We start from the raw sequence: 25,377 nt of genomic DNA on the forward strand, positions 1-25,377 counted from the left end.
TATTTTTAAGGAGTAATACCACAACCAAGTGGGATTTAAGGATGGTGGCTATAAAATCGTTCGGAGAAGCAGTTTCCTTCCTGATATCTAATCCTAAGGTAATCCTAATACCTTTAGTCTTCCTTCTAATCTTGGCCCCGATAAACACGTACATCCAAAAGGACAACGTTCTCAAATCCTTAGAAAATCTTGAAAAAGGGAGCATAATATTTGAAGAGCATGGAGCAGCCGAAGAGTTAACACCAGAACAGCTGAGAGCCCTCCTGGTAATTGCCCTCCTCTACATGCTCCTCCTCTCAGCCGCCCAATATTCAGTAACAATGTACGCCTACCGCAGACGGTTAGGGGAAACTCTGAGCCTTGGAGATGCCCTGATATCTGGGTTGGAGAATGTAATCCCGGCATTTATAGTGACACTAATCTCTGCGATCATCCTGGGCCTCATTGCCATTGTCGTCGCTATACCCTTCAGCGTAATCATTGGAATTGGCGCCATTGGGGGATCAAAGGGCATGATAACTGTAGGAATGCTGGCCCTCCTAGTGGGCGAATTTTTTGCACTTACATTCTCTGGAGGTGCGGTATCAGTCATATTCCCTGCGTACGTTGTAAACAACTCCATAAGAAGAGGCATAGAAGGGCTCATGCTACCTCTGCGGAGGCCAAAATCAACACTCAGCTTCGGTCTACTCCTGATGCTAACGATATTCACACTCTACATCGTCGCCAGTATGTTAGTATTCCTCCCACTTATATTTTCAAGGTCGTTAGCAGGCCTACTTATTGGAGCGCTTCTCCAAGCTCCGATAATGGCCCTACTTCATGCCTTCACATCAGTGGCATCACTGTCGTTCTACGAGAACTTAAGGGAAGAGCTTTTAAACCAAACCCAAGGCATCATGACAGATGTACGAACTTACTGAAGACCTAAAGCTGAGGAAGATAACTAAGTACGAGCTCGACGGCATCGATGAGAGGGAGGATCTTTTGGTTATTCCCCCATCTTCTAAAGCTGGACCCTGTGGAAACGGTTGCGTATTCTGCTATCTCCTCCAAAATCCTCCAACCATGATATATAGAGTTTCAAGACATGACACCCTAAACGATCCAGAGCTTGAAAATAGAATAAAGTATGCAAGGGAGCACTATGACCTCTGGATAAGGGTGACTGATACCTCAGGAAACGTGAAGTTCGACAAAAATAGAGTAGAAAGCCTGTACTCGGCGGGCCTTGATGAGATCCAAATCTCAGTGCACACAACGAAGAAGGATGTAAGGATAAAGTTGATGAGAAACAGGCACGCTGGAAAGCTTATAGATCTCCTCCCCTTTGTAGCGGAGCACTTTAGAGTGATAGCGGACATAATTCTGACCCCAGGGTACAACGTTGCCGATATAGGTGAGATAATTGAAGATCTCGATTCAATGGGGATCCACGAAGTGAGACTGTTCCCCGTGGGGGTTACTAGGTACAACAGATTTGGTATTAGGTCCCTAACCAGGGAAGAGCTGATGTTCGTGAAGAGGGTGGCCCTCGAGAAAGACAGGGAGCTGGACATCAAGGTAGTAATCCCTCCAATATTCCTAGCGTTGCTGGGCGAATTTACAACGGGACTCAAGCCATTCAATATAGAGCCCGATATTCCAACATATATCCTAACGGGAGAGCTGGCCTATCCTGAGATGAAGAGGCTGTTCCCCAAAATAAATGTCGTTATGGTCAAGAACGAGTTCTTTGGAGGCAACATAGGGACAGCGGGCCTGCTTACAGGTAGGGATGTTCTTAGAGAAGTCGAAAAGCTTCCAGAGGTTGAAATAGGCCTAATCTTATTGCCCGAGCTTATGTTCTATGGAGACATGACGCTTGATGGGTGGAGAAGGCAAGAGCTGTTCACGAAGATACTGGTGGAGAAGGGTTATATAGTTGAGACAGCACTTGAACCCCAAGAGGTACCAAAGGTTATAGAGAAGGTAGCCCTATGATGAGAGAGCTGTTAAATGAACTTGATGATTAGAGGATGGCTGGCTGAGGGGATTTGAATGAGAGAAACCCCATACTATTCGTACGTTGTTGGAGAGCTTCCAGAAGGGTGTAAGTACTGTGTTAGGGGGGAGAAGCTGGTTCTCTTTGTCACTGGTGTATGTCCCAGGAACTGCTTCTACTGTCCTTTAAGCCCTTGGAGGAGGAAAGATGTTGTTTATGCCAATGAGAGACCCGTTAAGTCAGTGAAAGATATAATAGAGGAAGCAAAGATTCAAGATGCCAGGGGAGCAGGAGTTACGGGAGGGGATCCCCTAGCAAGGCTCTCGAGGACTATTGAATACATAAAGGCTCTCAAGGAAGAATTTGGAAAAAAGTTTCACATCCACCTCTACACTACAGGAATTCTAGCCGATGAAAAAGCCCTACAGAAACTTTACGATGCTGGGTTGGATGAGATTAGGTTCCATCCGGACTTGTTTGAGCCAAATTCGAAGTTCCTGCAGAGGGAAATTGAAAATATGAAGAAGGCCTTTGACTTCTCATGGGACGTTGGAGGGGAAGTTCCAGCTGTTCCTGGCTTTGGAGACAGAATAAAATGGTTCGCTAGTCTCTTGGACAACATGGGAGGAAGGTTCCTTAACATAAACGAGCTCGAGTTCAGCGAGACTAACTTAAGGAACCTGCTTACGAGAGGATACAGGCCAATTAGTGATGAGAGTTCTGCGATAAAGGGCTCACTTGAGCTGGGCCTTGAGATATTAGAGTGGGGCGAGAAGAATACCTCACTGAACTACCACCTCTGCACGGCGAAGCTAAAGGATGCCGTCCAGCTCAGGAACAGGCTTATAAGGATGGCCAAGAACGTTGCAAGGCCCTACATGGAGATAACGGAGGACGGAACATTAAGGTTTGGAATAGCAGAGTACGAGGATCTCGAAGAGTTATACGAGTTACTCGTTGAGGAGGCAGGCGTTCCTGAAGAGTGGCTCTACATAAACTGGGAGAAAAAGAGGATAGAGATGCCCGTTGAAGTTGCCGAGGAGCTCGCGGATGCAATAGAGGGGGATGTTAAGTTCTACATAGTGGAGGAGTATCCGACTTGGGACAGGGTCGAAGTGGAGAGGATTCCACTCAATTAATTATTTAAATTCTTTAGGTTAGTCTAACTCTGGTGGGTGAAGGTGGTTTCAAAGAGGGAAGAGGAGTACTTAGAGGTCATGTACCTCCTTCAGAAAAATAAAGGCGTAATTAGGGTTAAAGACATAGCAAGGATCCTGCACATTAAGCCTCCAAGTGTTGTAGATGCTCTGAAAAAGCTTGCCGAAAAGGGTTTAGTTGAGTATGAAAAATACGACAGGATACTTCTAACGGAAGAGGGGAGGAAGATCGCGGAGAAAACGTATTCTAAGCATCTCCTCCTTACCGAGTTCTTTACCAACGTCCTGGGGATCCCTCCAGAGATTGCTGAGGAAGATGCATGCCAATTTGAGCATTACGTTCATGATATAACGATTCAAAGAATAAAGGATTTCATAAGTTATGTCCAAGAGCACTGTCCCTATGTGCTAAAACAGTTTCTAAAAAAGGTAATGGAAGAATCAGAAGACACCAGCAAGGTAACCGAAGTAGCCAACGAACACTAAAGCCAAGATGTACATCAGTGGGTGTACTTCCTTCCACCTTCCGGTGAATATCTTGAGTAGGGTGTAGCTTATGAAACCAACGCCAATTCCATCGGCTATTGAGTATGTGAACGGTATCGTTATCAACACGAGGAACGCTGGAATTGCCTCGGTTGGATCGCTGAAGTCGACCTCCTTGAAGGCGCTCATCATGTAGTAACCGACTATCACTAGGGCAGGAGCCGTTGCGAACGCTGGGATGGCCTTTGCCAAGGGTGCTATAAAGAGACCTATAGCCAAGAATAGGAGGCCAACTACAACTGCCGTGAATCCCGTTCTACCTCCCTCCTCTATACCTGCGGCACTCTCGATGTATGTTGTAACTGTTGAAGTACCGAGTATTGCACCGAACGTGGTTCCTATCGCATCCGTGAGGAGCACCTTTTCTGCATCTGGGATTTTACCTTCCTTAGTCAGGAACCCGGCCTTGGCGCTCAAACCGGTGACTGTTCCAAGAGTGTCGAAGAAGTCTACCATGAAGAATGCAAACACTACTCCAAGGGCTCCAGCGTTCAGCAGGCCGTGGAGGTCGAGCTTCATGAAGGTGTAGCTTATCGTCGGCATTGAGAACAGCTTCTCGGGCCAAGGAGCGACCCCAGTTATCCAGCCAATGATGCTCGTCGCGAGTATCGATATAAGCAGGGCTCCCTTGATCCTCATTCCAATGAGAATTGCCGCAACGAAGAGACCGAAGAGGAACAGCAGTATTTCGGGCTTTGCCAATGCTGGAGCGTTAAGGCCCGTGAACTGGAGAACTCCCTCCTTGGTCGTTGCCGCCGTGAGAAGGCCAACATCGTTGAGGCCTATGAAAGTCAAGAACAGCCCTATACCGGCACCAACGGCGTACTTTTGACTCAGAGGAATTGCGTGGATTATGGCACTTCTGACTTTGGTTATGCTGAGGATGATGAAAATTATACCCTCGACGAACACCGCAGCTAAGGCTACCCTCCAGCCGTACTTGGGAGCTACTGTGAAGGCAAAGTACGCGTTGAGACCCATTCCTGGGGCTAAGGCAAATGGCTTCTTGGCGTAGACACCCATGAGGATAGTCGTTAGTCCTGCTGCCAGGGCAGTTACTGCAACGAGCGAATCAAAGGCTTCTTTTCCCATTGCAACGCTGAGAATCGATGGATTAACAAAGAGAATATATGCCATCGTCATGAAGGTAGTCAACCCGGCAAGGATCTCGGTTCTAAGATCAGTACCATATTTCTCAAACTCAAAGTATTTTTCAATCCAGCCCATCAGGGCACCTCCAATTGCCTTTGTTTTGTCAAAGAAAAGGGTGTTTTTAAGATTTATTTTACATGTACATGACAAAACTCTAAAGAATTGAAAAGTTTGGGGGAATTTATCCAGTAGCCCCCTTAAGCGCATCTTTGCATGGGCAGTTCCTCTCCTTGGGTATGAGGGGAATTGCATGAACTATCAACGAAACTATCTCCTTCGTCTTTCTCTGCATTAGCTCAACTACTTCAGTGTGAGTTAGTTTTTGATGACTTATTCCAGCGGCATAATTAGTGACTATCGCAACGCTGGCATAGCACATTTCGAGTTCTCTCGCAAGTATCGCCTCTGGGCACTGGGTCATTCCAACAACGTCCCCGCCCAGGATTCTATAAGCCCTAATCTCTGCGGCAGTCTCGAATCTAGGACCTTCAGTGCAGACGTAGGTTCCCCTGGGGTGGTATGGGAGTGCCAGATTCTTTGCGGCTGTTATTAACGCCCTTCTTATCTCAGGGCAGTAAGGTTCAGTAAAGTCAACGTGAGCAACGAACTTCCTATCGTGGGGACTTTCCTCCCCATCATAGAACGTCCTGGGCCTTGAAACGGTGAAGTCCATGAGCTGATCAAGAATCACGAAGTCCCCAGGCTTCATGTTCGGGTTTAGGGAACCAACCGCTGAGGTAGCAATAATCCTTTCAACGCCGAGCTCGTAGAGAGCCCAAATGTTAGCCCTGTAGTTTATCTTGTGGGGAGGGATTGAGTGCCCCTTTCCGTGTCTAGCAAGGAAAGCTACTTCTTCCTCACCTATTCTTCCAATGGTTAGAGTCACCTCACCGTATGGAGTCTTCACTGCTTCCTCCCTTTTATCCTCAGCAGGGAAGTCGTAGACTCCAGAACCTCCTATGACGGCTATCCTGGGCATGATACCACCAGTAAGAAATTTAAGCTAACTCCTTAAAAGGGAAATGGGTGGGCCGGTAGTTTAGCCAGGATAGAACGCCGCCCTCCGGAGGCGGAAGTCCCGGGTTCAAATCCCGGCCGGCCCGCCATTGCCAAAAGCATGATTTCAACCCTCCACTTTCAAGATGTAAAATTCCCACCAGTGGAATATAATCCTAAAATTGCTATCTCCCTCAAAATCCTTAATTGTGACATTGTAAGCCCATTTTACATAGGGGCCCAAAATTACGTATTTGATTTCATATTTCTTAATAATCTTTGATCTTTCGCTAGGCTTTGTGAAAAATAATTCAATCTCCTTCCTTCGTTGCTCCATGTTCAAAAAGGGATTTCCGTGCCCAAATGTTACAGCCACTATAGGCCGTCCAGTAAAGCCTGCAATCCATTCTAGAGTGTAGGGATGACCAATTAAATAGTCGTTACTATTAGTATTTTCGTTGATCCATCTAGAGACCTTTACTAAGCCCTTTGTATAGTTTTCAGCCAATTTCTCGAAATCTACATAAGTGTACGTCGGGAAGGCATAGAAAGTACTTGGATTGTGAAAGTTGTAGTCAACAAAGGAAAGTGAACCATAAGTCAGTAGTATTGCCGAAACTCCAAACACTACAAACTTTCCAGCTTTGATTTCCTCAAAAATACTCATCACACCACAGAAATACGCAAGTAGGTAGGTATAGTGAAGAGGAATCACAAATCGAGATGGAAATATCTTGATTCCAGTAAAGAGGAACAGAATCGATGGGAGCACGTTAACTACTCCCATGATCCCGAGCATGAAAAATATGAAATCCCAAGGCCCACATTTCTTGCCCTTCCACACTGCTGGTATCAAGAGGGCTATCCCCCAAGCTGGAGGAAGTATTCTTCTTATTGTGGCGTGGAGGGAGAGGGAGTTTAGCCAATCACCTTCAACCATCAGGGATGCCCCATGTTCAGTGTGTAAGAGAACGTTAACGACAAACGGCAAAATTAACAAGCCTCCTATGGTAGGAAGAAGTATCCACAATTTATCTTCCCTGGATTTAAGAAGGGCATAGAAAAGCAACCCAATGAAAACTGGCATAGCGGCCCCATAGTGGCTCCACAGCATTAGACCCAGCAACAAGCCTGCATAAAGGAGGTATTTTCTTTTTCCAGTCTTTTGGTACCTGAGAACTTCCAAGTACAACAAGGGGAGGAAAATTGGAATTAGGGCCTTAGGATTTGGGAAAAGCTGCGATTTCATTATCAGGAATGAAAACGAACCCAACAAAACTCCACCATATCCTCCATCAATTTCCTCTCCAAGCCTGTACCATGCAAAGACCATCAACACGGCAAAGATCAGCGGAGTCCAGATCATGAGGGTCCAGATAGAAACGTGAGTAACTTTTGCTAAGAATGCCATAAGAAGGTGGTAAAGGAAGGGGTACCAGTTTGGATAGACGTTGTAGTGCTGGTCGAGGAAAGGATTTCTGCCGAGGAAAATCCCCCTAATCATTGCCATGTGGATTATAGTATCTCCACCATTAGCCCCGACTGGCATTCTCCGGTCATGGACAACCATAAAGTTCACAACAAATGAAATCAGTAAAAGCCAAAGCAACTCTGGTTTTATTCTTCTCATGGTTTTATCCCAAGCCCCTCCTACTACCTTTGCTTTTAAAAATACAATGTTAAGGCAACTTTAGAGGATCCCTGTCCAATACTATGTAATCCGCCTTAAACCCAGGCTCAAGCTTCCCTATATCCTTACCTAGTGATATTTTTGCTGAGCCGTAGGTATAGAAGTGCAATGCTTCACTCACTGAGAGAGACTCATCTTTTGTCAGCTCATACAGTCTGACTCTCCCCTTACCTCTGTTCACTGCAGCATCTACCGTCAACCACGGATCAGCAGGTTCTATTGGGGCATCCGTACTGAACCCGAGCTCAGTGTACCTGCTTAAGGTTTTGAATCTGTACACCCACCTAGCCCTCTCCTCTCCGACCCTGTCCACAATCCACCAGTCACTTATTATGAAGTGGGGCTGAACTGAAAGCCTAACCCCTAAATCTCTAATCCTCTCAAGCTGGTCATCCCGGACTACTGATGCATGCTCTATCCTTCCCGAGAATCCTGCCTCTTCAAAAGCATCCAAGGCAATGTCGAGAGCCTTATCACCGATGGCATGAATAGCAACGTCCAAATCCAAAGCTTTAGCCCTCTCAATTACCTCTACGAGCTCCTTCTTCTCTGTAACGAGCTGGCCGGATGTTGAGGGATCGTCCGAGTACGGCTTACTAAGAAGGGCGGTCCTTGCCCCTAAGCTTCCGTCCGTGAATAGCTTAACTCCAGCTATTACCAACCTTTTCCCCTCAAACCTTCCCAAGCCAAGGGACTCAAGCTTGTCGAGCAACTCTGGATTTATGTAGGCAAAAACATTAATTCCCAGCTTACCTTCACTCTCAAGTCTGAATAGTGCTTTGAAAGCTTTATCATTAACGCTCATAAAGTCCACGGAGCGGACTCCTAGGTTAAGCAGGTGTTCCTGGGCCCTTAGAATGTAGTGAGCGTAGTCATCAACCGACAGGACTTTCTCGTTTATGACCTTCCTGGCCTCCTCAAGGGCTTTCTCCTTTATCAGCCCTGTAGACTCGTCAAAATCCTCTGAAGACTTTAGGTTTAGTAGCTCAAGCATCTTAGAGTTGGCCACGGCAACGTGAAAGCACTTCCTGTATATGAAGACTGGCCTATCGATAGCATCAAGGTCATCCCTCGTAGGCCACCTGCCGAGCTCGTCCTGATCCCAGCCGAAGCCAAAGACTACCCTCGCGCTTGAAGCCCTAAGTTTACCTACAAGCTCCTCGATAGATGTAGTTCCTCTCAGATTGACCATTTCAAGGCTCATCCCAAGCTCGTCCAAATGCAGGTGGGAGTCAAAGAACGCTGGCATGACGAACTTTCCTTTTAAGTCAACAACTCCACCACCTGTCAATTCAACGATTCTCCTTGCCACTTCCCCTTCTCCAGCGTATATTACCCTGCCATTGGCAACTACAATACCTGAAACCTTCTTTACCGGGTTGAAGGAGGTATATATTGTGCCGTTAACTAGAGCTCTCATGCCATCACCAAATATTTTAGATAATGAAAATTTTTAACTTTCATGAATACAATCAGATGGGTGGTTTAACGTGAAGAAGCTACTCATGGGAAATGAGGCGATAGCTCATGGGGCGTTGGAAGCTGGAATCGCGTTCGCTACCGGTTACCCTGGGACGCCCTCAACGGAGGTTATTGAAACGATAGCGAGGTTAAGGCCGGAAGTTTTTGCTGAATGGGCACCAAACGAGAAGGTAGCTTTGGAGGAAGCTGCTGGAGTTTCTTATGCTGGACTTAGGAGCTTAGTTACCATGAAGTGTGTGGGCTTAAACGTTGCGGCCGATCCTCTAATGAGCCTCGCCTATTCTGGAGTCGAAGGAGGGCTTGTAATTTTGGTGGCCGATGATCCTGGGCCCCACACAAGCCAGACTGAGCAGGATGACAGATACTATGGAAAAATATCGCTTCTCCCTGTTCTAGAGCCATACGACCCCCAGGAAGCCCACGATTTAATAATCTACGCCTATGAGCTGAGCGAGAAGTATAAAGTCCCCGTTATATTTAGGACAACTACAAGAGTTAACCACACCACTGCTGACGTTGAGGTCGGAGAGTTCAAAGAATTGAAGAGGGAACCGAAGTTCAAGAAGGACATAGAGAGGTACGTGAGGGCTAGTATGGAAGGTAACAGGAGAAGGCATCAATGGCTCAACAAAACCCTGAAGAAGATCGAGGAGGAGTTCAACTCAATGCCCTTTAACTGGATCGAGGGCGAAGGGAAAATAGGGATAATAGTGGAGGGGGCACCCTACAACTACGTTAAAGAAGTAATACCGTCCCTTGGTGAGAGCTTTAAGATACTCAAGCTCTCAACCCCGCACCCTCTCCCAAGGAGGCTCGTTCTCGACTTCCTCAGGAGTGTTGAGGAGGTAATAGTGATCGAAGAGGGAGCACCCTTCTTGGAGGAAGAGGTTAAAGTAGTGGCATATGAGGAGGGCCTGAAAGTTCCGATATATGGAAAAAGAACCGGACACCTGCCCTTAGAGGGAGAGCTTAATCCGAGGCTGGTAAAAAATGCCCTATTAAAGATCTTGGGGAGGGAGAAGGAAGAGGTAGAGATACCCCAGGAGGTAAGAGAAGCGGAAGCATTAGCCCCAAAGAGGCCCCCGGTTATGTGCCCCGGCTGTCCCCACAGAGGCAGCTACAGGGCATTACTGGACGCCCTAAGAGAGCTTGGCTTCGGAAAGTTCGACGTTCCGGTTCACGGCGACATAGGCTGTTACGCTCTCTCACTCCTACCACCGCTTGAGGCTATATGGACTGAGTTCGTCATGGGTGCCAGCATAAGCCTCGCCAACGGCCAGAGCATAGTTATGGGCAAGAAGATAGTCGCAACGATAGGTGATTCAACCTTCTTCCATAACGGGATCCAGCCCCTAATAGATGCAGTCTACAAGAACCTTGACGTCCTGGTTCTAATCCTCGATAATAGAACCACAGCAATGACAGGCCATCAGCCCCACCCAGGAACTGGCGGCAGTGAGACTGGAAGGAAGTTCCAGGAGATAGACATCGAAGCTTTGGTCAAGGCTATCGGAGTCAAGTACGTTAAAACTGTCGACCCATACGATCTCAAGGCAACAAAGGAAGCCATAAAGGAGGCCATGAAGGTTAAGGGACCAGCCGTGATAATAGCGAAGAGGGAGTGCGTAATTCCGGTAATCAGGAGAGGGGAGATAGGAGAGATACCAGTAGTAATTGAGGGCAAGTGTACGGGCTGCAAGGCGTGTATTCTTCTGACTGGCTGTCCAGCATTGGTTTATGACCCAGAAACGAGGAAGGTAAAGATAGACAGCTTGATATGTACGGGTTGCGGAATTTGCAACCAGACATGCCCATTTGATGCCATAAAGTTCCCTAGTGAAATCGAAAAATCTTAGATACCTTTTCTGCTCTCTTGTTATTTTCATTAATCCTGTACGAGCTGTGGAAAAGGGAAAATATTTGGTCTACGCTGATTGGAGGTGTTTAGTAACCATTAGTTACTAAATGATAATAGGTTACATAAAATGCTGGATGGTATTACGAAAATTTTATGATAATAATTAAAAAGCATTTTAAAGGCAGATATAAAATGAGACAGGTACGAAGGATTTTTGGTACTATAATTAAGAGGTGCTTTATCTTTTTACCGACAAAAATGCTCCCTAAGGTTGCATAAACTGCAGAATTAAGAGGGAAAGAAGCAGAAAGAAAAATGCCCTATAAACATATTTTGCAATTCTTGTAGGTTCTTTTAATTTTTAAGTTGGGAAGGGAAATAAGAGAACCCTTGCCAAAAAGTTTATAATATCGGGGCTTTCTTAGGGGATATCAGGAGAATTGCACGAAAAATCGCGCCTGTTCCAATAAGACTAAAAGAGAATTGAAATTCGTTCTGAAGAAGTCTTGGAGGCTGCCAAACAACGTTCCAATAAGACTAAAAGAGAATTGAAATTGTTGATCTCATAATCAACTTTGATCTCAATCCTTGGGTTCCAATAAGACTAAAAGAGAATTGAAATTTATGATCTCAAGGGCTGTTGCTTGTGGATTTGATGGTTCCAATAAGACTAAAAGAGAATTGAAATGGGGACCACTGACTTATTGGCGTGGTAACTAATATATCAGTTCCAATAAGACTAAAAGAGAATTGAAATACTATTATCAGGAATTCTTCAAGCATGTGTCTTAGGAGTTCCAATAAGACTAAAAGAGAATTGAAATTACAATGTATCCATTATCCTTTCCAAAAACCTTGGCGTTCCAATAAGACTAAAAGAGAATTGAAATGCAGTCTTTCTGCACCACCTCGTCAATGTGCTGAAGGTTCCAATAAGACTAAAAGAGAATTGAAATGAAATACAAGCGCTACACAGTAACATTCTACGCATACGGTTCCAATAAGACTAAAAGAGAATTGAAATTGGCTTCCTCTTTAAAGCGAGAAGTTAGGACACCGTCAAGTTCCAATAAGACTAAAAGAGAATTGAAAGGCCTTGTATGAAATCAGCTACCTCTCCAGGAACATAAGGCTAAAACTAGGACTAATTGAAGGAGTAAACGCTACTCCCAGCAAGCTCATGCGCTTTTTCCTAATATATCATAAATTTAGGCATAGACTAAAAGAATAGATTAATAACAGCAAAAAATACAAAGGAAGTCACATAAACTCCTCAAGCTCAAGCTCCTTGAGCTTCTCTTCTGGAATCCTTCCGTCTTCTGTCCATCCTCTGAACTTATAGTACCTTGGTAGCATCTCCTTAAGCCTGACGACGTGTCCCTTGTGTGGCCCTTCTGGCATTGGCTCTTCAAGGAGCCTCTTAGGTAGTGTGTCTTCCTTGAGTGGGTCAAGGCCGGCTTTAAGGTTGAATAGCCTCTCAGCGTTCCATATTCTCTCTCCTATCTTAAGATAATCCTCGGTTGAGAAGTCCCAGCCAAGTGCCGCATTTAGGAGATCCCTGTAGTCATCAGCACCTAATCCAAACGTCGTGAAGACACAGAGGCCTGCGGCATCAATTAAAGCTGTGAGGTCTTGGAATAGGATAACCATCTTGACCTTCTCGTCGCTTATGTCGTGAGGATCCATCTTATATGGGTAGCCCAGGATTTCAGGGCTGATCATGTACTGCTTGATGTGACATCCTCCCCTGTTGTTGGTCGCGTAACCCAGTCCGTGTCCTTCTGCACCCCTCGGATCATAGGCTGGAAGTTCCTGCTTCTTAACTCCCATGAAGTACTCGAGACCATTGAACTTCTCAGCCAACCTGTAGCCTCCCTCAGCAAGAATATCTCCGAAGCCTTCTCTAGTCGCTATCTTGTGGATCCAGTAGTGTAGCACTTCAGTGTTGCCGAACCTGAAGGGTGGAGCGTTGTCTCCTCCAATATCTTCCTGCTTGAGTAAGCCTCTCTCATAAAGCTCCATTGCCGTCGCTAAAGTTCCACCGAGGCTTATTGTGTCCATTCCGTACTCATCAGCAAAGTGGTTAGCTTCAATTATTGCAGCTAGATCGTTGATCCCAAGGTTAGCACCAAGGGCCCATGTGCTCTCGTACTCCGGCCCCTCGGTTTCTCCTAGGGTTGGTAGCTTGTTGACCCTTCCACAGCCTATTGGGCAGGCAAAGCACGGCTTGTTCCTAACCAAGTACTTGGCGGCCATTGCCTCGCCGCTCTGCTCATAAGCGTATTTAAACACTCCAGTCTGGAAGTTCCTCGTTGGATAAAGTCCGTTCTCGTTAATTATGTTCACTAGAACGGCGGTTCCGTACTTGGGTAACCCTCCACCAGCAACGGGGTCCTTCTTTAGCTTTTCAATCTTCTCTCTGACTACCTCCATGAACTTCCCTTTGTCAGCGACTTCAACTCTCTTGCGTCCCCTAACTACTATTGCCTTGAGGTTCTTGCTTCCCATTACAGCTCCAACCCCACCTCTTCCCGCGGCCCTGTGGCCGTTGTTCATAACAGCTGCAAATCTAACCTTGTTCTCTCCAGCCGGTCCAATGGAGGCTATCTGAACGTTCTTATCTCCAACTTCTTCCTTCAGCTTCTCTTCCGTCTCGCTTACGAGCTTGCCCCACAAATGAGAGGCGTCCCTTATCTCAACGCTATCTTCATTGATGTAAATGTACACTGGATGATCAGCCTTTCCCTCAACTATGATAGCATCCCAGCCTGCAAACTTGAGTTCGGCACCAAAATATCCTCCAGAATTTGCCATGGCAATGTATCCAGTTAGAGGACTCTTGGTTATCACCATGTATCTTCCGCCCGTTGGAGCGGAGGTTCCCGTTAGCGGGCCCGTTGCAAATATAAGCTTGTTCTCGGGGCTGAAGGGGTCGACCTTTGGATCCATTTCCTTGAGAAGGTAGTAGATTCCAAACCCTCTAGTGCCAAGCCATTTCTTAGCGAAGCTCTCATCGAACTTCTCTTCCTTAATTGTCCCATCAGAAAGGTTTACTCTTAGAATCTTGCCCCAATACCCATACATAGAGAGCACCAAATACATCTTTACATTTATCCATATAAAATTTTGCGAAAACAAAATATGTGCCGGAAAATTGTCATGTTAAACGATTTTGCTAACTTTAAGCCACATGTCTAGAGTCTGAGGGTTCTTCCTCCGCTCTCTCAAAGTCAGCACGTAGAGTTTTCTTCCATTCTTCGCCCTCCTTATTTTCAGCTCTCCCATATTTTCTAGGAATATCAAAACTCCTTTAGCTTCTCCTTCCCTCAGCCCGAGGGTTCTTTCCACTACCTCCCAATATGGTTCGGCATGTGCAAGCTCAATTAGTCGCTTTAAAATTTCCTTGGCGATCTTAACTTTTTCATCCCCGTGAGCAACCTTAAACTTCTTGTACTCAAGCATAATATCACATTGATCCTGCATCTTTAATTGCTTTTCTAATTCCATAACTTTGCTAATATTGTCCATAATTATAAAACAAGAGTGTTTAACATCCTGAAGATTCTTCAGAGAGCTGACATCAAAAACCTACGATGCAATAACATTTGACGAGTTTCCGAAGGAAGCCTTGACTTTTATAGAGTGAAAATTTTATAAAAGTGAAATTTTAAGATTCTAACGGTGATAACATGAAAGCTGTGATTCTTGCGGGTGGTTTTGGAACTAGATTGAGGCCCATTTCATCAACGAGGCCAAAGCCAATGGTTCCCGTCCTTGGGAAGCCTAACCTTCAGTACATTCTCGAGGCCCTTGAGAAGGTTGGTGAGATTGACGAAGTTATACTCTCAGTTCACTACATGAGGGGCGAGATTAGGGAGTTCATTCAAGAGAAGATGCAGGATTATCCAAAGGACATTAAGTTCGTCAACGATCCAATGCCTCTAGAAACAGGTGGAGCCCTAAAGAATGTGGAAGATTATGTGAGCGATGATTTCCTGGTAATTTACGGTGACGTGTTCACGAACTTCAACTATTCTGAGCTCATAGAGGCACACAAGAAGAACGATGGGTTAATAACCGTTGCACTAACCAAGGTCTACGATCCTGAGAGGTTCGGCGTTGTTATAACTGACGAAGAGGGTAAGATAGTAGAGTTCGAGGAGAAGCCCAGGAAGCCCAAGACTAACTTAGTCGATGCTGGAATATATGTGGTCAACAAGGACGTTCTAAAGGAGATACCAAAGAACAAGGAAGTTTACTTTGAGAGAGAGATCCTTCCGAAGTTCGTCAGCGAGGGCTTGGTCTACGGGTACAAGATGCCAAAGGAGTACTACTGGGTTGACCTTGGAACTCCCGATGACCTCTTCTATGCCCACCAGATAGCCTTGGATGAGCTTGCAAGGGAGAACGGGTACATGATACTTGGCGAGAACGTCGATATTCCAGAAGACGTTGAGGTTCAAGGGCCGGTGTACATTGACAGCAACGCGAAGATAGGGCATGGGGTTAAGATAAAGGCCTACACGTACATAGGCCCGAACACGATAATCGAGGACAAGGCATACATCAAGAGATCGATACTGCTAGGTAGCGATATAATAAAGGAGAGGGCCGAGCTGAAGGACACGATCCTTGGAGAGGGAGTCGTCGTAGGGAAGAACGTTATCGTCAAGGAAAACGCAGTTGTTGGAGACTACGCAAAGATCTATGATAACCTTGTTATCTACGGAGCTAAGATACTCCCATGGAAGAAAGTTGAAGAGTATGAGGCGTACATAAGGATCAAGCTTGACCCAGCAAAGGTGAGGCCAGAGCTAACGCCTGACAGGTGTCCCCTCGGCCTACCAGAGTGTATCTACAAGAAGTTCAAGGCAATCGCCGGGGAGAAGCCTCCGTGTGATGAGTGTATAGAGAACCAGTGGCTCTTTTGATTTCCTTCTTTTTCTAAAAATTTAAAAGCCCTTAATTTTTCTTCACTCGGGGGTTGAAATGTTAAGGACACACTATTCTAGCGAGATAACCGAGGAGCTCAACGGGAAGAGGGTTAAGGTTGCCGGCTGGGTTCAGGAGGTTAAGGATCTAGGGGGAATAAAGTTCGTCTGGATAAGGGACAGGGAAGGAATAGTGCAGGTAACCGCTCCAAAGAAGAAAGTACCTCCGGAGATATTCAAGCTCATCCCTAAGCTCAACAGCGAAGATGTTGTGGTGGTTGAGGGCATAGTCAACTTCACCCCAAAGGCAAAGCTTGGCTTCGAGATAATTCCAGAGAAGTTTGAGGTAATAAGCAGAGCTCAGGCTCCCCTTCCCCTTGACCCTACGGGAAAGGTCAAGGCTGAGCTGGACACTAGGCTAGACAACAGGTTCATGGATGTGAGAAATCCAAAGGTTATGGCAATATTCAAGATAAGGTCGAATGTGTTTAGGGCTGTGAGGGAGTTCTTCTACAACGAGGGCTTCATAGAGATCCACACGCCCAAGATAATAGCAACTGCAACCGAGGGAGGAACTGAGCTGTTCCCAATGAAATACTTCGAGAATGATGCATTCCTCGCTCAATCCCCACAGCTGTACAAGCAGATTATGATGGCAACTGGGCTTGACAAGGTGTTTGAAGTGGCTCCAATATTTAGGGCTGAGGAACACAACACCACGAGGCACCTAAATGAGGCTTGGAGCATAGATGCAGAAATGGCCTTCATAGAGAACGAGGAAGAGGTTATGGACTTACTTGAGAGGCTTGTTGTTTACACGATCAAGTACGTGAGGGAAAACAACGAGAAAGAGCTTAAGATTTTGGAGTTCGAGCTTGAAGAGCCAAAGCAGCCCTTCCCCAGGATAACGTATGATAAGGCCCTTGAGATTTTAGCTGATTTAGGTAAGGAAATTCCCTGGGGTGAGGATATAGATACAGAGGGAGAAAAACTACTAGGTAGGTATATAAAGGAAAACGAGGAAGCAGACTTGTATTTTATCTATAAGTATCCGAGTGAAGCTAAGCCCTTCTACATAATGAAGTACGATGATAAGCCCGAAATATGTAGGGCCTTTGACTTGGAGTACAGGGGCATTGAGATAAGTTCGGGGGGGCAGAGAGAGCATAGGCACGAGATCTTGGTTGAGCAAATAAAGGAGAAAGGACTTAATCCGGAGAGCTTCGAGTTCTATTTAAGGGCATTCAGGTACGGAATGCCCCCTCATGGAGGCTTTGGGCTTGGAGCTGAAAGACTCATAATGAGGATGCTTGACATTGGTAATATTAGAGAGGTAATCTTGTTCCCCAGAGACAGGAGAAGGCTTGTTCCTTGATTAATTTTCGTCTTGTTTTCTACACATTTTCTATCATTTTGCCATAATTTTTATATAATTTAAGTATAAATAATCCTTCTACGGAGGCATGTTCATGATAGAATTAACACAGTTAGTCTTGATAATCTTTGGATTTTTTGCCTCTATTGTCATAATATTAATCCTAATTATAACGGTAAAGTTCAAGAAATTTTTTGTGCTTATGTTCCCTGAGGCAAAAGGGTTCTTATAAAATAATATCCCTATCTTTTGCACTAACTGCTACTGATTTGATGTTAGTAGCACTGTTCAGGATATATAATCCCAGGCCCTACTTCTTTGTTATCCTGAATTTGCTTATTGTTGGAGCATTCCTTACCTATGCCTATGGATGGTATAAACTCCTAAGTCTGACTGTAGGGGCTAAAATACCATGGGGTTTGAAGGAATACAGCTTTGTCCCAGGAGTTCATCTAATATTCGAGAATACATCTTTTACAAAAATCACTGACGTTCTTCCTCCATTTAAATTAATATTGACAAGGGATCCCTGGAAGTTTAGAGGGGAAAATAATGTTTATTGGATAACAAAAATGACCACTAATAGAAGTATACAACCAACAGACTTGGAAAAACTTGGCTATATAGCCTCAACTTTTATGAATGCATCGTCAGATAAAAAGGTGATAATAATCGATGGTATTGAATACTTAGTTATTGAAAATGGATTCGAAAGAGTCTTCAAGTGGCTAACTGTAATTCACGACATCGCAAGGACAACAAATACCCTAGTTCTTGTCCCGATCAAGAAAGAGGCCCTTAAAGAAAGAGAAATAGCCCTTCTAAAAAGGGAGTTCAGGGAGTACTAATCTTTCCCTTTGTGCTCACACCACTCCCTGTTCTCCCACTTTCCGTGCATCTCTCCTGGGATGTGACCTGTGTCCGGAACCGCCTCCTCTAGATCGTAGAGAGTATCTATAACGCTCCTCATGTCCTGGGGGAGATCCCTCTTCCCAACGTACAGAGCGGCCCTTGTGACAACGTTGTACTTGCTATTCGGCACTTCGCTCTTCAACGAGTCGAACCAAGCTTTCTCAGTTGTCTCCCAGCCTTCCAATCCCTTCATTCTGAAGAGGTCATAATCATAGTACAGCTGTGGAAATGCTAATAGTTTCATGTACTCTAAGAAGATGTAATTGGCCCTCTCCTCGTTCTCCTCAAGGTAAAGTTCCATCAGCTCGATGAGTGCCTTGCTTATCACAGCAACGTTTCCAAAGGCAACCCTTGTGTCTATATTCTCCCAGAATCTTGGGCAGGAGTGGTTGGCTAAGAGCATCAAATAGTATATCCTCCCAAGCTTCAAAGCCAAGGAAGGATCTGCATCTTTTATAGGTTCCATAACGTAGTCAACGCTCGTATCGAGCTCAAAGTATTCATAGTGCTCCCTGAAGAAGATCCTTGAATACCTCACCAAGAATTCCTTTATTGCTTCAATCTCCTTTATTCCCTGGGCCCTCAGCATGTCGATTACTCCAAACCTTATGGTCCTATTCAGCTCTCTGAAGAGCTTCATGAAAGCATACTTCCAAAGTTGTGAGACCTTCCTATTCTTGTACCACCTATGGATCACAACGTTATCCTCCCTTCTTATCCCTGTCCACCTCATGTCGCTCGTTCTTCCATCTATGCTAAGGTCAAAGTAATCGCTCCAGCTTGAGAAGTCCTTGACGTTTATTCTGAAACTCTCGCTACATTCCCCTGGGAGGGATTTATACTCACCTAATGTCTTCCTCCTTATGAACTCAGCAACGTTGACTATTTCAATTCCCCTCTTCTTGAGTCCATCTATCCAGCCTAGAAATTTATCTAACTGCTTTGGATTAGCAACCAAACTCTCAAGGTCACTTGACAGGAAGACTAGATACTCTATTCCCTCTTTCTCCTTAAATACATCTACGCAACCCTCTGCAACGGCCCTCGTTAGACCCTCAGTGTCTAGAGTGTTGAATGCAAAGGCATCGCTTATATAGTGAATTCTACCAAAGACGAAGGCACTCTTTCCATCACATAGGTACTTGTTGCACGAAAATCTAGCCTGGGGAATATTCACTCCTATGAACTGTCTCTCGTCCAGTAAGAACACAACATCCTTGTCTGTTGCCTCTGTAACTATCCTAGCAGTATCCCTCGTTATAACGTTTTCAGGAAGCCAGAAAGCAACTATTGGCTTCCTAGCTATGAACGGTTTGTAGAAGTCGAAAGATATCCTCGCAAGTATTTCCTGTTCAAAGTGACTTAGGTGGGGCATTATTGGGTGGAAGGGGACTGTAACAACGGGTTCAACTTGAGTTTCAAGAGTCTCCGTTATTTCCCCATATATCTTCGGCTTATACTTCAGAACCATGTAGAGTGTGAACGGCTCGAAATCAACGCTTACGGAACCTTCATCAAGCATTCTAAGCGTGTCATCAACGTATTCATAAGCCTTAATCATTGCCCTAGTCCAGTTCCTCCCCTTAACTTCCTCATCCCTTATCTCCAATGCTACTGGGCTAAGCCTCTCTGAGTACTTTATGGGATCCCAACCCGAGCCGTCGTGGACGTATATAATATCTCCAGGCTGATAGGCATGGAAGTGGTATGTGAACTTCATAAACATCATTTAACCCTCCTGGTTAGTATCTTAGGAAGGCTTAAACCCTTAAATCCTTCTAAAATCCTGGGAACCTTCTCCTTTTTAGGGAACTCGTGAACTTCATCTGTAGCTCTTGAAGCCTCGATTTTTTTAGGTTTGCCTTTGATTCTCTCCCTCTCTTCCTTCATTAAGCCGGCATTAATTCTCCTTGCGCGCTCTTTCTTTCCGGCCTCCTTCCCCTCTTTATAAGCATGTTTAACTTCTTCGTAGATTCCCAGTTTCCTAGCTTCAATATATATCTCCCGCCTTATCTCAGCGACCCATCCTGACCAGTCCAAGTGGCCATAAAGGCCCACATAAAAGCCGAACAAATAGGCCTTCTTAATGATGTTCTTTTCATGCAATATTTCATCAAGTTCATATCTTCTCATTATCCCTCGACCTCAAACGGAGACTTATCATAAACGACCAGTCCTTTATCTGTAAATTTTAGTAGCTTAAGGTTTGGATCATGCTTTATCCCCCTCATCTTAAATATCTGGATTGCCCTGATCATTCTACCTTCATGCATGAAGTAGTGGAGCATTATTATCCCGCTAACGAGGTAGTGCTCTTCGGAATACCTATCGAGATCTATCATCTCCGCTATGAGATAAGCTGTAACTCCAAGATCTTCAAGTCCCCTTATGAACTTTGCCAATTCGACCCTCTTCTCCACAGGATCTTGCTGTGGAAAGTCTATTGCAGTTAGGGGATCTATTACTAATCTTGTAATCTTTTCATCCTCGACTATCTCCCTGATTCTCGAAAGAACACTTCTCCACGTAGGAACTCTTGTCGATTCCCTCCAAAGGATTGGGCCAAGGTCGAAGAGCATAAGCTTCCACGTGTTTACATAAGCGTATATCGAAGGGTCGAACCTGACCATGTCCTTTACTACTTCCTCAGGCTTGTGAATGAGAGAAATATAGGCAGTCTTCTCTCCTCTCCTAGCCCCCTCTAATAGGAACTGCATCCCAAAAGTAGTTTTACCGCTCCCAGGAGGTCCAATGACAAGGTAGACCCTCCCTGGAATTAAACCACCTTCAATTAGTTCATCGAGCCCTTTAACTCCAGTCGACACTCTTTCAGAATACAGTTGCATACTCCTCACCATCCTAAGGATAAGTAGCGTTACCAAATACTTATTCTTTTCCATTCGAAAATCAATTAAACTTTGAGATATATGCCTAAACAGGTGATCGGATGATATTCGATGCACATTCAGACCTGCCAACGTACGTCTATGAAGAAAGGGGGAAGGGAAAAACAAGGGTTTTAGAGAACAAATACGATGAATTCTTTAATGGAATCTCAGCAAGGGTTATGAGCGTGTGGAGTAGACCTGAAAAGAGACCCATAATGCTTAGATATACCTTGGAAGCGATAAATAGGCTCTTTAAGGATGTAGAAGAAGGGCAGAGATTTGAGATTGTTGGAACTGTGAGGGAAATGGAGGAAGCTATCAAGGCAGGTAAAGTAGCATTTTGGCTTGGCATTGAGGGAGGGGAGCCAGTTGAAAGCTTAGATATTCTTGAGATACTGTACTCCCTGGGACTTAGGGTATTAACGTTGACATGGAGCCTTAGGAACCAGATAGGAGATGGAGTTTTCGAAAGAACAAATGGAGGTCTTACAAACTTTGGGGTCGAGGTCGTTGGAAAGGCAGAGGAGCTCGGAATAGTCCTCGATCTGAGTCACATAAATAAGGCAGGATTCTGGGATACCCTTGAAGTTACGGGGTTCCCCGTTATAGCCTCACACTCAAATGCCAAGGCCCTCTGCGATAACCCCAGGAACTTAACAGATGACCAAATAAAGGCAATAGCCGAGAGGGATGGAGTTATTGGAGCTGTGGCAATTCCGGCCTTCGTGGACAAGGAAAAGCCAACAATAGAGAAGTACGTCAAGCACATCGAGTACATGGTCGATCTTGTAGGATACAAGTATGTGGGTTTGGGCTTTGACTTCGTTTACTACCTTCCAGGATGGAGCGGGAAGAGTGTTGAGGGCTTTGAGAATGAATCAAAGATTCCAAAGCTCATTGAGCTTCTTAACGAGAGGTTCAGCGAAAAGGAAGTTAAAGCTATAACTTTCGAAAACTTCAAGAGGGTGTTTGAAAGGGTAATTGGCTGAGGAATTATGGCGATATATTACCTAACATTTAGGGAAGCTAGGGCCCTCCTAACTGGAACTTTGGAGATAAACCCAGACCTAGGTAAAACCGACACAAAGATAGAAGTAAAAAAAGAGGGAAATACCTTTGTATTCCCCGATGGAACCATAGTAAAAGAGGAGATAATTAGAAAGATAGCCCGGGATGAGGGTACTGTGTACTTCATAAAAGAGGGAGAAGTGTTTAAAGCAGCAATAGCCAGAGAGCACTTCTATAAGCTCGTTCCCACAATTCCCCCCACGATAGAGATAAACGGAATAAGGATGCATAGAACAAAAGATACAAACCCACTAAGGGATACTCTAGCCAAAGTAAACACCGTCAATCCCAGGGAGGGGGAAAAGGTTCTAGACACGTGCATGGGTTTAGGGTATACGGCCATTGAGGCTGCGAGAAGGGGAGCTCATGTAGTCACGATAGAAAAGGATCCCAACGTAATAGAGCTTGCAAGAATAAACCCATGGAGCCTAGAACTCTTTTCAAATTCCAGGATAAAGATTATTCACGGTGATTCTTACGAGGTTATCAAGAAATTTGAAGATGAAGAATTCAATGTGATAATTCACGATCCTCCAAGGTTCTCGCTGGCTGGAGAGCTCTACAGCGAGAAATTCTACAAGGAACTGTACAGGGTATTAAAGCCGGGTGGACGGCTGTTCCACTATGTAGGCAACCCAGGGAAGAAGTACAGGCACAAGGACATTCAAAGGGGAGTTATGGAGAGACTAAGGAGGGCAGGATTTGTGAGAGTCAGAAAGGTCGAGGAGGCCCTCGGGGTTGTAGCTCTCAAGCCAGAGCGGTGATCAAGATGGAAGCTGATGTCATTTCGAGAGTTTTGATAGCTGGAATAGGTATAGCGACTGCAATATACTTCTTCAGGATCGGCTATGAGGAAGAAAGAAAGGATGCTGTGTATGGCGGGGCAGGCTGGATGATGCTCTCCCTTTATTATATACTTAGACATGTAGGAATTTCCAGGGAGATTTCAGAAATGCTACTGTATTTTTATGCCTTAGGAATGGCACTGTACACGGTAACCCTGCTTGAGGACGTTTCTCCCACCGCTCTGCGGTATGTTAAGTGCTACCTCCTAGTTCCGATGAGCCATGTTCTCTATAGAGCAATAACCCTAAGCGCTGGACTAAAAAGAGCCCCAATTGGTGGAATAGCTGGAGATTCCGGGTTCATGCTCCTAATTTCTGCCTACATACTATGGAAAGGACTTGGAGAGGATGGCAGACTAACGAGTATTGGAATGATAATCCTGGGAATTGACTTAACGCTGTACAAGTTCATAGGGGACACGTTCGTCGATGTCCTCTTCATACTGGCTGGGGCACTATTACTCTCATTCGCCAGCATAAGGAAGTACTCAAGGCTAGTTAAGGTCATAAGCAAGGGGGAAATGCCTGAAATAAAGCCCGGGATTAAGATAGTTCCAGACGCATATTTCGAAGTTCTCCTAGAAACACTGGAAGACAAGCCGGTCCTCTTCTTCACTAGGGACCTCAACAGGAAATCAGAGAACTGGACGATATTCTACGTTACCAATACCCAAGTTGAAAACGGCGTAAGGCCAACTGAGCTGGAGAAGATGACTCATCTAGCTGTAAGGTTCCTGAGAGAGGTCAGAGAAGCGGGAGGAAGGGGAATAGTTGCTATAGACTGTTTAGAATTCCTGAGGCTGTACAATGATCTTAAGTCAATTCTAAAGTTCCTCCACACCCTTAGGGACTACGCGCTAAAAGAAGGAGGAAGTGTGATCGTGGCGTACACGCCGGAAGCATGGGAAGAAAATGAGAAAGCAATGCTACTCGGAATCCAGTGATCACTTGCCCTTGCCTTCGTTGGCCCTGATACTTGGCCTGACTTTCTCTGCACCCTTACCCTTGTTCCTGAGGCCTCTTCCCTTCTTACCTGCAGAGGTGAGACCTCTGAACACTCTACCCTTGTGGTGCTTGAGGGCAATCCAGGCTATCTTCGGATCGGACTTGATAACTGGGTGGTGCGGATCGACCATTATGACCTCAAACCACTTGTACATTCCGTCCTCTCCAACCCAGTAAGAGTTGAGAACTTCAAGGTTTGGGAACTTTCTCGCTGCCTTCTCCTCGGCGATCCACTGGAGGCTCTTCTTTGGACTATATTTGACCTGACCCATCTTGCTTGGCTTCCTTCCGCCCTTCCACCTGGGCCTCTTCCTTCCTCCTCTCCTGACCCTAACCCTCACGATAACGTAGCCCTGCTTTGCCTGGTAACCCAAAGCCCTAGCCCTGTCAAGCCTCGTGGGCCTCTCAATCCTAACGACGACGGGCTCTCTCCTCCACTTTATCATCCTCTGCTTGAGTAGTTGACCTACATAGCTCTTCTTCGGGTTCTTCCATGCTTCCCTAATGTACTTGTACATTCCCATCTTTCTCCCCCCATCCCCGGTTCTCCCCTCTCGGGAACATCCCGGCTGTTCGGGTTTGCCTTTGAGGATGGTCTTTTAAGTTTATCGTTACGATATTTGGGTTAACATTCTACGATTTGGAAGAGGTTTCCTAACAAAACTAGATACTCTTCCTGATTACTCAAGCTTGATTATGCATTTACCGTATAAAGCCAGGCCAAAAGGTTGCATTCCTCGGAACTCTGTCCTTGTTCAGGAGCCAAATTTCTGGATTATTTTGAAAGCTCCATGAACTCCTCTGGGGTGTATACTTTATCATACCACTCGAAGTGCTTTTTGTTATATGTTATCAAGTGAGCATTCAGCTTTACTGCTAGCGCCCCTATCATATAGTCTCTCGCATTTTTTCTAAAATCCCATCCCCCCCAGACAGCTCTCACAGTTTCTACTGCACACTCTTTGTCGAATTCCATGACTTCAATGCGAATACTCTGAAACAGTGTATCAACAGCACTCTTTCCTTCTTCAATGCTACCTAGTTTCTTAGACTGATGGTAGAGGTACTCAGCATATGCTATTGAACTTGTGACAGGAGAATACGGCGAATCTTTCAGCCAAAGCAAGAACTTCCAATTATGGAAAACATTTGTATCAAGAACAACTTTCATTCATGAGCCTCCTTGAATATTTTACTGAGACCTTCTCTCATTTCCTTTATAGTTTCATCAATGTCTTTTGCAAGATCTGCCATCTCTTTAACGAAGTCCTCAAGACGTTTAATTACGTACCCTTCCTTTGTTTTCACGAATACAACTTCATCCCCAGCCTTTATTCCAAGAGCCTCTCTCACTTCCTTGGGTATAGTGACTTGGTATTTCTTTGTTACAGTTGCGATTACATATCACCAGCACAGTATTACAGCAAATGTACTATAAATACCTATGCCCAATGCTCCCCCAAGCATTATATTGCTAAGGATTTGGCA

Annotated in this window: 23 protein-coding genes, 1 tRNA gene and 1 CRISPR repeat array; of the genes, 12 read left to right on the forward strand and 12 right to left on the reverse strand. The window is 45.2% G+C overall.

Going from position 1 to position 25,377, the window contains the following annotated elements; all coding sequences use genetic code 11:
- The first annotated feature begins 41 nt into the window (after nucleotides 1-41).
- From A3L04_RS08865 to A3L04_RS08880, 4 genes are read left to right on the forward strand one after another with little or no spacing between them, the layout of a single operon-like run.
- Nucleotides 42-923, forward strand: coding sequence for a hypothetical protein (locus tag A3L04_RS08865; protein ID WP_068577315.1), 882 nt, complete (start codon nucleotides 42-44; stop codon nucleotides 921-923).
- Nucleotides 907-1,983, forward strand: coding sequence for a DUF512 domain-containing protein (locus tag A3L04_RS08870; protein WP_068577317.1), 1,077 nt, complete (start codon nucleotides 907-909; stop codon nucleotides 1,981-1,983). The genes A3L04_RS08865 and A3L04_RS08870 overlap by 17 nt, the downstream gene beginning before the upstream one ends.
- A 57-nt stretch (nucleotides 1,984-2,040) precedes the next feature.
- The gene (locus A3L04_RS08875) at nucleotides 2,041-3,123 is read left to right on the forward strand and encodes a radical SAM protein (RefSeq protein ID WP_068577319.1); all 1,083 of its coding nucleotides are present in this window, start codon (nucleotides 2,041-2,043) and stop codon (nucleotides 3,121-3,123) included.
- 42 nt (nucleotides 3,124-3,165) lie between these two features.
- Nucleotides 3,166-3,627: a metal-dependent transcriptional regulator gene (locus A3L04_RS08880; RefSeq protein WP_084448870.1), complete on the forward strand. Its 462-nt coding sequence runs from the start codon at nucleotides 3,166-3,168 to the stop codon at nucleotides 3,625-3,627.
- Here the strand turns inward: A3L04_RS08880 and A3L04_RS08885 are convergent.
- Entirely contained in the window at nucleotides 3,583-4,914 is a 1,332-nt protein-coding gene (locus A3L04_RS08885) for an NCS2 family permease (RefSeq protein WP_068577321.1), read from the reverse strand. The two genes, A3L04_RS08880 and A3L04_RS08885, sit on opposite strands and share 45 nt — an antisense overlap.
- A 106-nt stretch (nucleotides 4,915-5,020) precedes the next feature.
- Nucleotides 5,021-5,818 (reverse strand): S-methyl-5'-thioadenosine phosphorylase, encoded by a 798-nt coding sequence (mtnP, locus tag A3L04_RS08890; protein WP_068577325.1) that lies wholly within the window; start codon nucleotides 5,816-5,818, stop codon nucleotides 5,021-5,023.
- 49 nt (nucleotides 5,819-5,867) lie between these two features.
- Here mtnP and A3L04_RS08895 point away from each other — a divergent pair.
- Nucleotides 5,868-5,945, forward strand: a tRNA-Arg gene (locus A3L04_RS08895).
- A 17-nt stretch (nucleotides 5,946-5,962) separates the two neighbouring features.
- Here the strand turns inward: A3L04_RS08895 and A3L04_RS08900 are convergent.
- Complete coding sequence (locus A3L04_RS08900) at nucleotides 5,963-7,465, reverse strand: glycosyltransferase family 39 protein (protein ID WP_068577327.1); 1,503 nt, start codon at nucleotides 7,463-7,465, stop codon at nucleotides 5,963-5,965.
- A gap of 49 nt (nucleotides 7,466-7,514) precedes the next feature.
- Nucleotides 7,515-8,945: an amidohydrolase gene (locus tag A3L04_RS08905; protein ID WP_068577329.1), complete on the reverse strand. Its 1,431-nt coding sequence runs from the start codon at nucleotides 8,943-8,945 to the stop codon at nucleotides 7,515-7,517.
- Between the two features lie 70 nt (nucleotides 8,946-9,015).
- Between A3L04_RS08905 and iorA the strand changes: the two genes are divergently transcribed.
- A complete protein-coding gene (gene iorA / locus A3L04_RS08910) occupies nucleotides 9,016-10,863 on the forward strand; it encodes an indolepyruvate ferredoxin oxidoreductase subunit alpha (protein ID WP_068577330.1) in 1,848 nt (615 codons plus the stop codon).
- 462 nt (nucleotides 10,864-11,325) lie between these two features.
- Nucleotides 11,326-11,958: a CRISPR direct-repeat array (repeat unit 30 nt; unit sequence GTTCCAATAAGACTAAAAGAGAATTGAAAT).
- A gap of 167 nt (nucleotides 11,959-12,125) precedes the next feature.
- Here the strand turns inward: iorA and aor are convergent.
- Together aor and A3L04_RS08920 are read right to left on the reverse strand one after the other, a co-directional pair.
- The gene (gene aor / locus A3L04_RS08915; protein ID WP_068577332.1) at nucleotides 12,126-13,949 is read right to left on the reverse strand and encodes an aldehyde ferredoxin oxidoreductase; all 1,824 of its coding nucleotides are present in this window, start codon (nucleotides 13,947-13,949) and stop codon (nucleotides 12,126-12,128) included.
- Nucleotides 13,950-14,027: 78 nt separating this feature from the next.
- Nucleotides 14,028-14,327: a hypothetical protein gene (locus A3L04_RS08920; RefSeq protein ID WP_068577334.1), complete on the reverse strand. Its 300-nt coding sequence runs from the start codon at nucleotides 14,325-14,327 to the stop codon at nucleotides 14,028-14,030.
- A gap of 227 nt (nucleotides 14,328-14,554) precedes the next feature.
- Here A3L04_RS08920 and A3L04_RS08925 point away from each other — a divergent pair, with 227 nt between their 5' ends.
- From A3L04_RS08925 to A3L04_RS08935, 3 genes are all read left to right on the forward strand, one after another.
- Nucleotides 14,555-15,796, forward strand: coding sequence for a sugar phosphate nucleotidyltransferase (locus A3L04_RS08925; RefSeq protein ID WP_068577336.1), 1,242 nt, complete (start codon nucleotides 14,555-14,557; stop codon nucleotides 15,794-15,796).
- Nucleotides 15,797-15,854: 58 nt separating this feature from the next.
- Nucleotides 15,855-17,171 (forward strand): aspartate--tRNA(Asn) ligase, encoded by a 1,317-nt coding sequence (gene aspS, locus A3L04_RS08930; protein ID WP_068577338.1) that lies wholly within the window; start codon nucleotides 15,855-15,857, stop codon nucleotides 17,169-17,171.
- Between the two features lie 272 nt (nucleotides 17,172-17,443).
- Nucleotides 17,444-18,019, forward strand: a complete 576-nt coding sequence (locus A3L04_RS08935; protein ID WP_068577341.1) for a DUF835 domain-containing protein — start codon at nucleotides 17,444-17,446, stop codon at nucleotides 18,017-18,019.
- Here the strand turns inward: A3L04_RS08935 and A3L04_RS08940 are convergent.
- From A3L04_RS08940 to A3L04_RS08950, 3 genes are read right to left on the reverse strand one after another with little or no spacing between them, the layout of a single operon-like run.
- The gene (locus tag A3L04_RS08940) at nucleotides 18,016-19,809 is read right to left on the reverse strand and encodes a glycoside hydrolase (protein ID WP_068579518.1); all 1,794 of its coding nucleotides are present in this window, start codon (nucleotides 19,807-19,809) and stop codon (nucleotides 18,016-18,018) included. The two genes, A3L04_RS08935 and A3L04_RS08940, sit on opposite strands and share 4 nt — an antisense overlap.
- Complete coding sequence (locus A3L04_RS08945) at nucleotides 19,809-20,216, reverse strand: hypothetical protein (protein ID WP_068577343.1); 408 nt, start codon at nucleotides 20,214-20,216, stop codon at nucleotides 19,809-19,811. Before A3L04_RS08945 ends, A3L04_RS08940 begins: the two co-directional genes overlap by 1 nt.
- A complete protein-coding gene (locus A3L04_RS08950; protein ID WP_068577345.1) occupies nucleotides 20,216-20,929 on the reverse strand; it encodes an RAD55 family ATPase in 714 nt (237 codons plus the stop codon). The genes A3L04_RS08945 and A3L04_RS08950 overlap by 1 nt, the downstream gene beginning before the upstream one ends.
- 101 nt (nucleotides 20,930-21,030) lie before the next feature.
- Here A3L04_RS08950 and A3L04_RS08955 point away from each other — a divergent pair, with 101 nt between their 5' ends.
- From A3L04_RS08955 to A3L04_RS08965, 3 genes are read left to right on the forward strand one after another with little or no spacing between them, the layout of a single operon-like run.
- Nucleotides 21,031-21,960: a dipeptidase gene (locus A3L04_RS08955; protein WP_068577347.1), complete on the forward strand. Its 930-nt coding sequence runs from the start codon at nucleotides 21,031-21,033 to the stop codon at nucleotides 21,958-21,960.
- A gap of 6 nt (nucleotides 21,961-21,966) precedes the next feature.
- Nucleotides 21,967-22,803, forward strand: coding sequence for a class I SAM-dependent methyltransferase (locus tag A3L04_RS08960; protein ID WP_068577349.1), 837 nt, complete (start codon nucleotides 21,967-21,969; stop codon nucleotides 22,801-22,803).
- 5 nt (nucleotides 22,804-22,808) lie between these two features.
- Entirely contained in the window at nucleotides 22,809-23,828 is a 1,020-nt protein-coding gene (locus A3L04_RS08965) for a DUF835 domain-containing protein (RefSeq protein WP_068577352.1), read from the forward strand.
- Here A3L04_RS08965 and A3L04_RS08970 read toward each other — a convergent pair whose 3' ends face one another.
- The 3 genes from A3L04_RS08970 to A3L04_RS08980 form a co-directional block, all read right to left on the reverse strand.
- On the reverse strand, nucleotides 23,829-24,413 hold the full coding sequence (locus A3L04_RS08970) for a 50S ribosomal protein L15e (RefSeq protein WP_068577354.1): 585 nt from the start codon (nucleotides 24,411-24,413) through the stop codon (nucleotides 23,829-23,831).
- A 251-nt stretch (nucleotides 24,414-24,664) separates the two neighbouring features.
- The gene (locus A3L04_RS08975; RefSeq protein ID WP_068577356.1) at nucleotides 24,665-25,060 is read right to left on the reverse strand and encodes a type II toxin-antitoxin system VapC family toxin; all 396 of its coding nucleotides are present in this window, start codon (nucleotides 25,058-25,060) and stop codon (nucleotides 24,665-24,667) included.
- On the reverse strand, nucleotides 25,057-25,287 hold the full coding sequence (locus tag A3L04_RS08980) for an AbrB/MazE/SpoVT family DNA-binding domain-containing protein (RefSeq protein ID WP_068577358.1): 231 nt from the start codon (nucleotides 25,285-25,287) through the stop codon (nucleotides 25,057-25,059). Before A3L04_RS08980 ends, A3L04_RS08975 begins: the two co-directional genes overlap by 4 nt.
- Nucleotides 25,288-25,377: the final 90 nt, after the last annotated feature.

The organism is Thermococcus chitonophagus (assembly GCF_002214605.1).
Classification (GTDB): domain Archaea; phylum Methanobacteriota_B; class Thermococci; order Thermococcales; family Thermococcaceae; genus Pyrococcus; species Pyrococcus chitonophagus.

What these genes read in the sequence shown, in the direction of transcription:
- A3L04_RS08865 (WP_068577315.1), top strand. Translation starts at nt 42, where the DNA reads ATGGTGGCTATAAAATCGTTCGGAGAAGCAGTTTCCTTCCTGATATCT.
- A3L04_RS08870 (WP_068577317.1), top strand. Translation starts at nt 907, where the DNA reads ATGTACGAACTTACTGAAGACCTAAAGCTGAGGAAGATAACTAAGTAC.
- A3L04_RS08875 (WP_068577319.1), top strand. Translation starts at nt 2,041, where the DNA reads ATGAGAGAAACCCCATACTATTCGTACGTTGTTGGAGAGCTTCCAGAA.
- A3L04_RS08885 (WP_068577321.1), bottom strand. Translation starts at nt 4,914, where the DNA reads ATGGGCTGGATTGAAAAATACTTTGAGTTTGAGAAATATGGTACTGAT.
- mtnP (WP_068577325.1), bottom strand. Translation starts at nt 5,818, where the DNA reads ATGCCCAGGATAGCCGTCATAGGAGGTTCTGGAGTCTACGACTTCCCT.
- A3L04_RS08900 (WP_068577327.1), bottom strand. Translation starts at nt 7,465, where the DNA reads ATGAGAAGAATAAAACCAGAGTTGCTTTGGCTTTTACTGATTTCATTT.
- A3L04_RS08905 (WP_068577329.1), bottom strand. Translation starts at nt 8,945, where the DNA reads ATGAGAGCTCTAGTTAACGGCACAATATATACCTCCTTCAACCCGGTA.
- aor (WP_068577332.1), bottom strand. Translation starts at nt 13,949, where the DNA reads ATGTATGGGTATTGGGGCAAGATTCTAAGAGTAAACCTTTCTGATGGG.
- A3L04_RS08920 (WP_068577334.1), bottom strand. Translation starts at nt 14,327, where the DNA reads ATGCTTGAGTACAAGAAGTTTAAGGTTGCTCACGGGGATGAAAAAGTT.
- A3L04_RS08925 (WP_068577336.1), top strand. Translation starts at nt 14,555, where the DNA reads ATGAAAGCTGTGATTCTTGCGGGTGGTTTTGGAACTAGATTGAGGCCC.
- aspS (WP_068577338.1), top strand. Translation starts at nt 15,855, where the DNA reads ATGTTAAGGACACACTATTCTAGCGAGATAACCGAGGAGCTCAACGGG.
- A3L04_RS08935 (WP_068577341.1), top strand. Translation starts at nt 17,444, where the DNA reads ATGTTAGTAGCACTGTTCAGGATATATAATCCCAGGCCCTACTTCTTT.
- A3L04_RS08940 (WP_068579518.1), bottom strand. Translation starts at nt 19,809, where the DNA reads ATGTTTATGAAGTTCACATACCACTTCCATGCCTATCAGCCTGGAGAT.
- A3L04_RS08945 (WP_068577343.1), bottom strand. Translation starts at nt 20,216, where the DNA reads ATGAGAAGATATGAACTTGATGAAATATTGCATGAAAAGAACATCATT.
- A3L04_RS08950 (WP_068577345.1), bottom strand. Translation starts at nt 20,929, where the DNA reads ATGCAACTGTATTCTGAAAGAGTGTCGACTGGAGTTAAAGGGCTCGAT.
- A3L04_RS08955 (WP_068577347.1), top strand. Translation starts at nt 21,031, where the DNA reads ATGATATTCGATGCACATTCAGACCTGCCAACGTACGTCTATGAAGAA.
- A3L04_RS08960 (WP_068577349.1), top strand. Translation starts at nt 21,967, where the DNA reads ATGGCGATATATTACCTAACATTTAGGGAAGCTAGGGCCCTCCTAACT.
- A3L04_RS08965 (WP_068577352.1), top strand. Translation starts at nt 22,809, where the DNA reads ATGGAAGCTGATGTCATTTCGAGAGTTTTGATAGCTGGAATAGGTATA.
- A3L04_RS08970 (WP_068577354.1), bottom strand. Translation starts at nt 24,413, where the DNA reads ATGGGAATGTACAAGTACATTAGGGAAGCATGGAAGAACCCGAAGAAG.
- A3L04_RS08975 (WP_068577356.1), bottom strand. Translation starts at nt 25,060, where the DNA reads ATGAAAGTTGTTCTTGATACAAATGTTTTCCATAATTGGAAGTTCTTG.